Source organism: Massilia sp. 01N417 (assembly GCF_056399645.1).
This window is the reverse complement of the sequence record NZ_JBFTRS010000025.1, coordinates 82,480-93,354: the sequence shown is the minus strand read 5'-3', so window position 1 is coordinate 93,354 and position 10,875 is coordinate 82,480. Positions and strand designations below refer to the sequence as shown.

8 protein-coding genes are annotated in these 10,875 nt (G+C 67.4%); 7 read left to right on the top strand and 1 reads right to left on the bottom strand.

Annotation, left to right across the window (positions count from 1 at the left end):
- Positions 1-346: 346 nt before the first annotated feature.
- Positions 347-2,422 (top strand): serine/threonine protein kinase, encoded by a 2,076-nt coding sequence (locus AC1DOQ_RS22845; RefSeq protein WP_477369427.1) that lies wholly within the window; start codon positions 347-349, stop codon positions 2,420-2,422.
- Between the two features lie 31 nt (positions 2,423-2,453).
- On the opposite strand, the gene AC1DOQ_RS22840 is transcribed toward AC1DOQ_RS22845, so the two are convergent.
- Complete coding sequence (locus AC1DOQ_RS22840) at positions 2,454-3,584, bottom strand: formylglycine-generating enzyme family protein (protein ID WP_477369425.1); 1,131 nt, start codon at positions 3,582-3,584, stop codon at positions 2,454-2,456.
- Positions 3,585-3,700: 116 nt separating this feature from the next.
- On the opposite strand from AC1DOQ_RS22840, the gene AC1DOQ_RS22835 reads away from it, so the two are divergent.
- The 6 genes from AC1DOQ_RS22835 to AC1DOQ_RS22810 are packed head-to-tail and all read left to right on the top strand — an operon-like array spanning position 3,701 to position 10,874.
- Complete coding sequence (locus AC1DOQ_RS22835) at positions 3,701-4,129, top strand: DUF4399 domain-containing protein (protein WP_477369423.1); 429 nt, start codon at positions 3,701-3,703, stop codon at positions 4,127-4,129.
- Between the two features lie 24 nt (positions 4,130-4,153).
- Positions 4,154-4,576: a DUF4399 domain-containing protein gene (locus AC1DOQ_RS22830; RefSeq protein ID WP_477369421.1), complete on the top strand. Its 423-nt coding sequence runs from the start codon at positions 4,154-4,156 to the stop codon at positions 4,574-4,576.
- 9 nt (positions 4,577-4,585) lie between these two features.
- Positions 4,586-6,520, top strand: coding sequence for an HD domain-containing phosphohydrolase (locus AC1DOQ_RS22825; RefSeq protein WP_477369419.1), 1,935 nt, complete (start codon positions 4,586-4,588; stop codon positions 6,518-6,520).
- A 3-nt stretch (positions 6,521-6,523) separates the two neighbouring features.
- Positions 6,524-7,954 carry an efflux transporter outer membrane subunit gene (locus tag AC1DOQ_RS22820; protein WP_477369417.1) on the top strand — a complete coding sequence of 477 codons (1,431 nt, stop codon included), beginning with the start codon at positions 6,524-6,526 and terminating at the stop codon, positions 7,952-7,954.
- A 15-nt stretch (positions 7,955-7,969) separates the two neighbouring features.
- The gene (locus AC1DOQ_RS22815) at positions 7,970-9,553 is read left to right on the top strand and encodes an FHA domain-containing protein (RefSeq protein WP_477369415.1); all 1,584 of its coding nucleotides are present in this window, start codon (positions 7,970-7,972) and stop codon (positions 9,551-9,553) included.
- The gene (locus AC1DOQ_RS22810; RefSeq protein WP_477369413.1) at positions 9,474-10,874 is read left to right on the top strand and encodes a beta-barrel domain-containing protein; all 1,401 of its coding nucleotides are present in this window, start codon (positions 9,474-9,476) and stop codon (positions 10,872-10,874) included. Before AC1DOQ_RS22815 ends, AC1DOQ_RS22810 begins: the two co-directional genes overlap by 80 nt.
- Position 10,875 lies beyond the last annotated feature (1 nt).

Genomic DNA, 10,875 nt, shown 5'->3' with positions numbered 1-10,875 from the left:
GGTCGGTGATGATCAGGGTTTTCATGGTAAATCTCCTTGGATGTCGGTTTGGTTGGTTGAGGCATTTGATTTGCGCTCGATGGACTATCAGCAGGATGCGTGCCAGCTTTTTTCGAATGCCGCCAAAATGCATGCAGGCCATTGAAAACAAAGGGGATTTTCTTGATGTTCTCAGCCGTTCACGGCAGCGGAGGAAGCGGCCGCAGGCACCGCCGGTGATGGCCCGGACCCAACACCTTTCGGGACTTGTTCGTCGCGAACCCACACTCCGGTGTGCGACAGGACTTGATCATCCGGGCTTTCATGCTAGTCTCAATAGACGCTCCGGGATCTAACAAACACAACCATGGATAGCCTCGCTCACGCGATCCGGCAACTGCAGTCCGGCACCTTGCCGCGCGCCGAATTCTTTGCCGAGGTCGATCGCGTGCTCGAGAGTGCGCCCGAGAGCGTGGGCCGCCTGCTCGAGGTCCTGAGCGAAGAACATGCGCGCAAGCCGCTGCCGGGCGAGGTCTATACGGAAATCCAGCATCGCATCGAGCGCCTGATCGTCGCGCGCCAGCACAAGGGGGGCGACGACACCTTTGTTCAGACCCGGCCCGGCGCATACACCCTGCGCGACCCTCCACCGCCTTCGCGCGACTACGACGGCGATGCCGATCCCGAACCGGAACGCATGAAAGGCGTCGGCGATACGCTCAACAACCGCTTCGTGCTGGAGGAGTGCATCGGTTTCGGCGGGATGGGGACCGTGTACAAGGCGCTCGACCTGCGCAAGCTGGAAGCCTCGGATCGCAAGCCCTATATCGCCATCAAGGTATTGAACGTCCAGTTCCGTGGCCACCCGAAGTCCCTGATCGCCCTGCAGCGCGAGGCACGCAAGGCGCAGGCGCTGGCGCATCCGAACATCGTGTCGGTCTACGATTTCGACCGCGACGGTCCGATGGTCTACCTGACCATGGAATACCTGAAGGGCAAGGCCCTCAGCCAGGTGCTACGTGCGCCGGGCTTCGCCGGCATGCCATACCCGGACGTGCTGCGCATCGTGACCGGCATGGGCAATGCGCTGGCCTACGCGCACGGGCGCGGCTTCGTCCATTGCGACTTTAAGCCCGGCAATGTGTTCCTGACCGAGTCGGGCAACGTCAAGGTCATCGATTTCGGGATCGCGCGCGTGTTCCAGAAAACCGAAGAGGATGTCGATGTCACGGTATTCGATCCCGGCAGCCTGGGCGCGCTCACGCCGGCCTATGCGAGTCCCGAGATGCTGGAGCACCTCGACCCCGATCCGCGCGACGATATCTATGCGCTGGCCTGCATCGCCTACGAGTTGCTGACGGGCCGCCACCCTTTCAATGGCGTTTCCGCCCTGCAGGCGCGCGGCGCCGGCATGAAGCCGCAGCGGCCGGTCGGATTGGCGCGCGGACCGTGGCATGCACTGAAGTGCGGCCTGGCCCTGGAGCGCAATGCGCGCACACCCACGGTCGAGCGCTTCCTGCACGATTTCGGCACCGGCGCACCGGTACAGCGCTACGGCCTGGCGGCCGGGGCGGCGGCGGGCATCCTTGCGATTGCTGCGCTGGGCGCAGTCGGCTGGCACTACCTGGGCGCGAAGCCACGCACGCAGGCGACTGCCGCGGCACCGCCACCGGCGACGGCCCAGGAACAGGCTGCGCCGCCCGCGGCCCTACCCGCGCCGACGCCGGCCGCACCCACGCCTGCGCCTGCGCCAGCGCCAACGGCAGCCGCGATTGCCGCGACGCTGGGGAAGATCCCCTGCGCGGCGCTGGTGGGCAGCGTCGATGGCCATGCGGTGACGGTACACGGCTACCTGTCGACACCGCCGGGGCAGGCCGGCTTGAAGGACGAGCTCGCCGCAGTGCCTGGCGTGTCGAGCGTGAATGCCGACGTCAAGGTGGTGGACCGGGCCAAGTGTGGCGTGATCTCGACGCTCGGACCCTATTGGTCGGCCTATCGCCAGGCCGGCGGCGGCGCCGCGATCCGCCTTGCCGGTGCCGGGCACGGGCCGGATGCCGTGCTGAGCGAAGGCGATTCGCTGATGGTCGACGTGACCACCCCGGCGGCCGAGTCCTTCATCACGGTCGACTATTATTCGCTCGATGGCAGCGTCACCCACCTGCTGCCGAACGTGCGCACGCATGACAACCGGGCGCCGCCGAACTACACGGCGACGATCGGCAGCCTGGGTGAATGGGGGATCGGCAAGCCCTTCGGCGCGGAACTGGTGGTACTGGTGACGACGCCGACGGTGCTGTTCGATGCGCCCCGGCCCGTGTCCGAGCCCGCCGCCGCCTACCTGGCCGATGCCGCCAGGCGCCTGGAGCAGATCCGGGCGCACAGCGGCGCCGGCAAGATCGCGGTCGAGTTCCTGCAGATCCATACCCGTCCGCGCAAGCCCTAGCCGCGCAAGCCCTGGCCGCGCAAGCCACCCGTCATTTGAGGCTGCGCGCGACCCGGAAGCCGTTCTGCGAATGGCGCACGCCGGCGTCGTACTTGAAGCGTGTGGAGGTGACCATGTACGAGGCGCCTTCGCGCCACGATCCGCCACGGATGACGCGTACGCGGCAATCCTTCTCGTCCCAGGCGCGGGCGTTGGCCGGGGCGCCCTTGTAGTTGTTGTGCCAGCAGTCGGCAACCCATTCCCATACGCTGCCGCTGGTGTCGTACAGCCCATAGGGGTTGGCAGCGAAACTGCCGACATTCGCCGGTGCATCCTCGGTCCATGGCTTGCCGCATTCCTTGCAATTGGCCTTGCCTTGCGCCATTTGCTCACCCCACCAGTAGCGGGTCGTGGTGCCGCCGCGGGCAGCGAATTCCCATTCCGCCTCGGTGGGCAGGCGATAAGGCTTGCCGCTGATGGCGCCGAGCCACTTGACGTACTGCTGGGCATCGTCCCAGCTGACATCGCGCATCGGTGCGTTCGGACTTGCGCCGACGGGCACGGCGATCTTCTGGCAAGCGCCGGCGGCGGCGCAGGCACTCCACTGCTGGACCGAGACTTCATGGCGTCCGATCGCGAACGGTGCATCGATGCTGACCTGGTGCGCCGGTTTTTCGCTGGGGTCGCTCGTGTTGTTCCCCATCGTGAAGGTGCCGCCGGGCAGGGACACGAGCGCGGGACAGGCTGCGCAATCCTTGATCTCGGTGCCGGAGGCGGTGGCACCGGCGGCGCCGGCGGCCGCGCCTGCCGCAGGTACCGCCGGCGCGGCCTTGGCGGGCGGCGGCCGTGCGGCCGTGTCCGGCGCCTTGGCGGGCGCCTGCTTCGGAACCGGCGGCGCAGAGGCGGATCCCGATGCCTGCGTTTGCGCCGCGCGCAGGGTGGCGATCCGCGCCTGCGCGAGCGCCACGAACTTCCCTTTCGGATAGGCCTTCAGATAGGCCTCGTAATCGCTGATCTGGTTGCTGTCCTTGACCGAGTTCCAGAACGCCAGCTCGAACTGCTCGGCGCTGTTCTTGGGAACGACACCTGCGAGCTGGATCCGTGGCAAATGGTCTTGGGCAGCAGCATGGCATGCCCAGGCCAGCCCGGCCAGTACGCAAACCTTCCAGGGTGTTTGCCACATGAGCGCGCTCCGTTGGCCTGTGTTCGACAGAAGTACCTTGCGATCTGACCCAGAGTGTGCCAGATTTAGAAGTATTGACGCGCACCTCAGTCAGCCCTATTCGGGAGCTATCGATCATGCGCTTTCCTTTGGTTTTTCCTTTATTGCTGGCGGCGACCCTGCATGCCGGCACCACCGCTGCCGCCACCCCGACCGCCGCTCCGGAAAATGCCCAGGTGTATTTCATCTGGCCGCACGACGGCACGGTCATCAACGGCGGCAAGTTCTGGGTGCGCATGGGCCTGCGTAACATGGGTGTCGCACCCAAGGGAACCGCGGTGACGCACACCGGCCACCATCACCTGCTGATCGATACCGACCTGCCGCCGATGACGGAACCGATCCCGAACGATCGCAACCACCTGCATTTCGGCGCCGGCGAAACCGAAGCCCGTGTCGAGCTGCCGCCCGGGACGCATACCTTGCAACTGCTGCTGGGCGACAAGGACCACATCCCGCACGCACCGCCCATCATGTCGAAGAAGATCACCATCACCGTGCGATAGCTGCCGAAGCCGCTGGAGACCACCATGCGCAACCTGTTCCCCGCCGCCGTCGCCGTGGCGGCCATCCTGGCCAGCGCGCCGGCCGGTTCGACCGACGCGCCGAGCAATGCCTACTGCTACATCGGCTGGCCGTCCGATGGCGCGGTGCTCCCGGCCGGCAAGCCTTTCCGCGTATGGTTCGGGCTGCGCAACATGGGCGTCGCGCCGAAGGGCGTGGCGTTCAAGAACACCGGGCACCACCACCTGCTGGTCGATGCCGATCCGCCGGCGGCCGGCCAGCAGATTCCGTCGGACCGCAACCACCTGCATTTCGGCGCGGGCGAGACCGAGACGATGCTCGAATTGCCGCCGGGGAAGCATACGCTGCAACTGGTGATGGGCGACGAAAACCACATGGTCCACACGCCGCCGGTGGTCTCCAAGAAGATCACGATCACGGTCAGATGAAGCAGTCACATGGAACCGAACACGCCATTTTCCGCATCGAGCGGCCCGGTCCGGGCTTACCTGGAATGGATGGGAGCGGAGCCCGGCAAGCCGGCCGTGTTCCCGCTGCATGAGGAGGCGGTGGTCGGGCGCAACCCGCAGGATGCGCTGGCCTCCGACAAGTACGTCTGCATCCCCGAGCAGACGGTCAGCCGGCGGCATGCGCGCATCCGGCGCCGCGGCGCCAGTTATTTCGTCGAGGATCTGCATTCGCGCAACGGTACCTTCGTGTCCGGCGAGCGCCTCGCGCCCGGCGCCTGGCGCGTGCTGGCCGAAGGCGACGAACTGGCGCTGGCGTCCGCCCACCTCGTGTTCCACTCCCTGCTGCTGCCCGAGCGCGGTGCCGCATCCGCGGTGATCACGCGCTCGGTGGATGCCACCCAGTTCGCGCCCGTCGTGGATACCAGCAGTGCCGGCCGCGGCGATCTCGAGAACACGGTGCACCGGCTGCATGCGATGGCCCAGGTCGGTATCGCGCTGGGTGTCGTCAGCGACCAGGAAACGCTGATCGAAAAGCTGATGAATTTCATCTTCGACCTGTTCCCGCTGGCCGAGCGCGCCTTCATCATGCTGCGCGGCAGCGAACGCGACCCGCCACAGCCGGTCGCCGCGCGCCGCCGCGGCGGGATCGTGGAAGATCCCACCCAGATACGAATCTCGCGCACCATCGTCGACGAAGTGCTGGGCCGCAAGCGGGCGGTCCTGTCGGTCGATACGCTCGCCGACCGCCACTACGGCGCGCACGAATCGATCATTGCGCAGGCCATCCTGAGCGTGATGTGCGTGCCGCTGATCCTGGGCGACGACGTCCTCGGCCTGATCCAGGTCGACACCTCGTCCGATCCGCATGCGTTCCAAGAAGCCGACCTGGAGATCCTCAGCGGCGTCTGCGCGGAGACCGCGGTCACCCTGAAGAACTTCCAGCTGTATTCCGATATCAAGGGCCTGCTCGACGGCTTCGTGTGCGCCTCGGTGCAGGCAATCGAAGAGCGCGATCCGGTCACGGCCGGGCATTCGTTCCGGGTCGCCGGCTATGCCGAGAACCTGGCCGTGGCGCTGGAGCATGCCAACGATCCGGAACTGCGCGGCGCCGCCTTCACGCCGGCCCAGCTGCGCGAGATCCGCTATGCCGCGCTGCTGCACGATTTCGGCAAGGTCGGCGTGCGCGAACACGTGCTGCGCAAGGAAAAGAAACTCCACCATGCCGACATGCGCCTGCTGGAACAGCGCTTCCGTTATGCCCGCGCCTGCCTCGAACGCCATGCCTGGCGCAGCCTGACGGAGCGGCAACTGAGCGGCGAGCTGGGCGCGGCCGACCTGCGCCGCGAGCGCGAGCGCATCGTGGCGCAGCTGGCGGAGGAGGACGCGCGCCTCGACGAGTTCCTGGCGCTGATCTTGCGGGCCAACGAACCATCGGTGTCGCACGCAACGGCGCCGGAGGGGCTGGGCGCGATCCGCGACCACGTGTGCCTGGGTACCGGCGATCCGTCCTTCCGCCTGCTCGACGACGATGAATTCGCCGCGCTCAGTATCGGCAAGGGCTGCCTGACCCCGGACGAGCGGCGGCAGATCGAAGCCCACGTGGCCGACTCGTATTCCTTCCTGATCCTGATTCCCTGGACGCGCGAGCTGGCGGGCGTGCCGGCGATCGCCCATGGCCACCACGAGAAGCTCGACGGCACCGGCTATCCGATGGGGCTGCGCGGCGCGGCGATCAGCCTGCAGACGCGGATCCTGACGATCAGCGACATCTACGACGCGCTGACGGCACGCGACCGGCCGTACAAGCAGGCGGTTCCGGCCGAGCGTGCGCTCGACCTGATCGCCGAAGAATGCCGTGCCGGCCACCTGGACGGACGCCTGTTCAATGTATTCGTCGACTCGAAGGCATGGCAGACGAGGTGAGCCATGAGCACCCACTTCCCCTGCAACAGGACCCACCCGATAGCGGCCGCCATGGCCGGCATCGCGACCGTGCTCGTGTGCGGCTGCGCCGACGTCAGCATGAAGCCCTACCAGCGCCCGGACAGCCCGGCCAAGACGGCCTGGGCAAGCGGCCGGGCCCTGCCGGTGGCGCCGGCGGCCATGATCGAACAGGACTGGTGGAAGGGCTTCCGCGACCCGGACCTGGACCGCCTGGTCGAGCGCGCGGTGCGCGACAACGTCGATCTCAAGATCCTGGCGGCGCGCACCAGGGTGGCCGGCGCGCAGATCGACGAGGCGCGGGCCGGCGCCCTGCCCACCTTGGACGCCGGCGCCGGCGCCAGCTTCGAAAAGAGTACCGGCCAGAAGTTCACCAAGCAGTACAGCCTCGGCACGCAAGTCAACTGGGACATCGACATCTGGGGCAAGGTGGCCAAGGGGGCCGATGCGCAGACCGCGGAATTCCGCGCCACCGAGGCCGACTGGCGCGCGGGCTACCTGACGCTGGCATCGGAGGTGGCGACAACGTATTTCCAGATCCTGCAGTTCGACGAACAGCTGGCCCAGCAGGGCAGGACCCTGGAAAAGAACAGGCAGATCCTGGCGACCTACGAAGCGATGCAGCAGCAGGGCCTGCTGCCGCTGACGCGCGTGCTGCAGCAGCGCGCGGAGATCAACCGCCTGAACAATGACTCGATCGAGCTCGGCCGCCTGCGCGCGCTGTCCGGGAATGCGCTGGCAACCCTGCTCGGCGTACCGGCCGGGAACTTCAGCCTGCCCACCGGCTCGCTGCAGGAACGGGTGCAGCTGCCGGCCGTGCCCGAAGGCTTGCCGTCGGAACTGCTCAAGCGCCGTCCCGACATCGTGGCTGCCGAATACCGCGTGCTCGAATCCTACGACCTGGTCGGCCAGGCCAAGCTGGCCCAGCTGCCGTCCATCAGCCTGACCGGCCGCGGCGGCACCTCCAGCTTCGCGCTCGGCTCGCTGCTCAAGTCGTTCACCTTTGGCCTGCTGCCGAGCATCAATTTCCCGATCTTCGACCCGGCCGTCAAGGCGCGCCTGAAAACCAGCCAGGCCAACAACGAGGTGGCCGAGCAGCAGTACCGGAAGGTCGTGATGGACGCGTTCGAGGAAGTCGAGAACGCCCTCGTCAATCTCGATGCGCACCGGCGCCAGCGCGACGAGCTGCGGCAGCAGGCGGAACGCCTGGGCGTCGTCGCCGCGCAGGTGGAAGCCCAGTTGAAGGAGGGCGTGGTATCGCAGCTGGACGTGTTCGAAGCCGAGCGCTCCCTGCTGGGGGCGCAGCTGGCGCTGCTGGCCAATCACCAGCAAATCCTGTCCGACACCGTGACCCTGTACAAGGCGCTGGGCGGCGGCTGGCCGGCGGTGGATGTGCGCAGTGCGGCGCGCAACTGAACCGGGCGCAAGGCCATGATGCCCGATCTCACGATCGCCGCAGCCCGCTCCGCGACGGGAACGGCGGTGCGGATCGTGCTCGAACCTGTTTCGCATCCGGAGCTGGCGCCGATCCGGATCCACGACAGCCTGTTCGCGATCGGCCGCGCGGAAGCGCCCTTCGATGCCTATCCGCCCGAGCTCGCCTCCGAGCTGTCGCGCCGCCATGCCCGCCTCTTTTGCGAACACGACACGGTCTACCTCGCGGATCTCGGCAGCACCAACGGCACCAGCGTCAACGGCGTGCCGGTCAGGACGGCGATCGCCACGCTGCACAGCGGCGACGTGCTGGGACTCGGCAAGGTATTGAAGTTCCGCGTATGCCTGGAGCAGGGGCCGGCGGCACCCTCGCGCGTGCGCCTGGCCAGCCTGACCCTGGCGCCCAGCCACGACGATTCTGCGCTGCAGACGATCGTCGTCACCGAGTTTCCTTTCCTGGTCGGAAAAGCGGAAGACAGCTTCGCGCGCTACCGCGACAGCGAGCCGGCGCAGGTGAATTACCTGTCGCGCCGGCATGCGCACATCTTCCTCAAGGGAGGCGAACCCTTCATCGAAGACCTCGGCAGCACCAACGGCACCTTCGTCAACGCCAGCCGCATCGAGGAACGGGCGGTGCCGCTGCACGAAGGCGATACGCTCGCGTTCGGCGGCCGGCACTTCGTCTATCGCGTCTCCATGCAATGGGATGAATCCCTGTCCGACGCGGCACCGACGCGCATCGGCGTGACCCAGGTGCCCGCGGCGGCGGATGCGGACCGCACGACCTTCGTCGCGGCCGCGGATTCCTTCCTGGACATCTTCTGCGTCGAGCCTGCTCCCGTGCAGGATGAGCGGGCTGCCGCCGCTGCGGTGGATGGTCCTGCGGCCGAGCCGGCGCCGGCCGGCCGTGGCCGCCTGAGGGCCATGGCGGCCCGGGTGCCGGCAAAGTGGCGCATCGCCGCGCTGGTACCGGTGGTCCTGCTCGGATGGATGCTGGTGCGCGGCGGCGGTGCCGAACACGAGACCGCTGAGCTGCTGGCCGGCGGCAATTACGCACGGGCGGCCGCCGTCGCCGCGGCGGCGCTGGACGAGGATCCGGACAACGCCCGCCTGCGCGCGCTCGACACCGAAGCCCAGCTCAAGGCCGGATTGCCGCCCTGGATGGCGGCGATCGACAAGGGCCAGTTCCAGCGTGCGACGGCCCAGCTTGCCGCCATGCGCCTGCATGGCCGCCGCAACCCCGAGCTCCTGCCGCTGTTGGCGGAGCTCGACTGGATCGGCCAGCTGCGCGCCTTCACGGCGGCCCGGGGCGGCGCCCAGGCGCCGGTACGCGACGCGGCGGACGCGGCGCAGATCCGTCAATTCCTCAGGCAGTGGGAAGACCAGGGCGACGCCCACCAGCGTGCCTTTGCGCTCATCTCCGCCCACGTGCCGGCATACCGTGACGCCTATGCCGCCGCGCTCAGCGATATCCGCAAGCTCGCATTGCAGGAGGCCAGCCATGAAGCTGCCAACCATGAGGCTGCCAAGCCTGAAACCGAAGCCGATGGCGCCGTTGAGCCAGGCGCTCGAGGACCATAGCGCCGAAGGCATCGGCATCCTCACCGCGGTGCCGTGGCGCTTCACCCAGGCCCTGGTCTATGCCATGGTCGCGCTGGTGTTGACGGCGCTGGTCTGGTCCTTCTTCGGCCATGCCGACGTCCTGGTGACCGCCGGGGGCGCGCTCGGGCCGGCGTCCGAGGTGCGGCGCCTGTATGCGCCCATCGATGGAGAACTGAGCAATATCTACATCGCCGAGGGCCAGCCGGTGAACAAGGGCGACGTCGTCGCGCGGCTGTACGCCCGCGGCGCCATCGAGGCCGCGAAGAATGCGCTGGAAGCGCGTCTGAAGCTCGAGGATGCCGAACGCGACTGGAAGGAGTTCCCTGAAAAGAAAGCGCTGATGGAACACCGTGTCGCCGCCCTGAAAGAGGCCGTCGCGGTCGAAGAACGCCAGCACCAGCAGCGGCTCTCCCAGGGCACCAGCAGGCTGTCGCAGGGCCAGGCCGCCCAGCAGCAGGAAGCCCGCGCCAACCTCGACGAGGCCCGGCGCGCGCGCGACGCGGCCAAGGACGAAGCCGACAAGTATGCGCGCCTGTTCGCGATGCCCGGCGGCGGCGGCGTGTCGCAGTTGCAGGTCGAAAGCAAGAAGAACGCCTTGCTGGCGGCCGACAATGCGGTGCGCGTGGCGCAGTCGCGCATTGCCGAGCTGGGCGCACGGCAAAGCGTCGAAGCGACCCAGGCGCGCTCGGAGCTCGAAACCAGCGGCCAGGAATTGTCCAAGCTGCGCCTGCAGCTGGAAGCGGCGGAACGCGAGATGGACAATGCCGAGGACAAGATGCGGCTGCAGGTGCAGACGGCGCGCCTGGTGGCCGACGCCGCGGCCCGCATCAAGTTCGAGAATATCGACAAGGAGAATTTCCTGCTCATCGTCGCCCCCGTCGACGGCGTGATCACGGACGTCACCTCGACCCAGCCCGGCGACAAGATCCAGGCCAATTCTCCCTTGGGCGGCATCGCGCCGAAGAATGCGAGGCCGATCCTGAAGATCGAAATCGCCGAGCACGACCGCGGCTTCCTGCGCGAAGGGCTGCCGGTGCAATTAAAATTCAATGCGTTTCCCTACCAGCGCTATGGCCTGATCCGCGGGACCCTGCAATTCATCGCCCCGGCGACCAAGCCTTCCCAGCAGAGCAAGCAGCCGGTCTACGAAGGCCGGGTGGCGCTGGACCAGGATCACTACACCGTGGGCGACACGGTCTATCCCTTGCGCTACGGGATGACGGCCGTGGCCGAGATCGTCGTGCGCGAGCGCCGGCTGATCGACCTGGCGCTCGATCCTTTCCGCAATATCGGCGGCTAGT

Excerpts from the sequence above, each read along its gene's own strand:
- AC1DOQ_RS22845 (WP_477369427.1), top strand. The coding sequence starts at position 347 with ATGGATAGCCTCGCTCACGCGATCCGGCAACTGCAGTCCGGCACCTTG.
- AC1DOQ_RS22840 (WP_477369425.1), bottom strand. The coding sequence starts at position 3,584 with ATGTGGCAAACACCCTGGAAGGTTTGCGTACTGGCCGGGCTGGCCTGG.
- AC1DOQ_RS22835 (WP_477369423.1), top strand. The coding sequence starts at position 3,701 with ATGCGCTTTCCTTTGGTTTTTCCTTTATTGCTGGCGGCGACCCTGCAT.
- AC1DOQ_RS22830 (WP_477369421.1), top strand. The coding sequence starts at position 4,154 with ATGCGCAACCTGTTCCCCGCCGCCGTCGCCGTGGCGGCCATCCTGGCC.
- AC1DOQ_RS22825 (WP_477369419.1), top strand. The coding sequence starts at position 4,586 with ATGGAACCGAACACGCCATTTTCCGCATCGAGCGGCCCGGTCCGGGCT.
- AC1DOQ_RS22820 (WP_477369417.1), top strand. The coding sequence starts at position 6,524 with ATGAGCACCCACTTCCCCTGCAACAGGACCCACCCGATAGCGGCCGCC.
- AC1DOQ_RS22815 (WP_477369415.1), top strand. The coding sequence starts at position 7,970 with ATGATGCCCGATCTCACGATCGCCGCAGCCCGCTCCGCGACGGGAACG.
- AC1DOQ_RS22810 (WP_477369413.1), top strand. The coding sequence starts at position 9,474 with ATGAAGCTGCCAACCATGAGGCTGCCAAGCCTGAAACCGAAGCCGATG.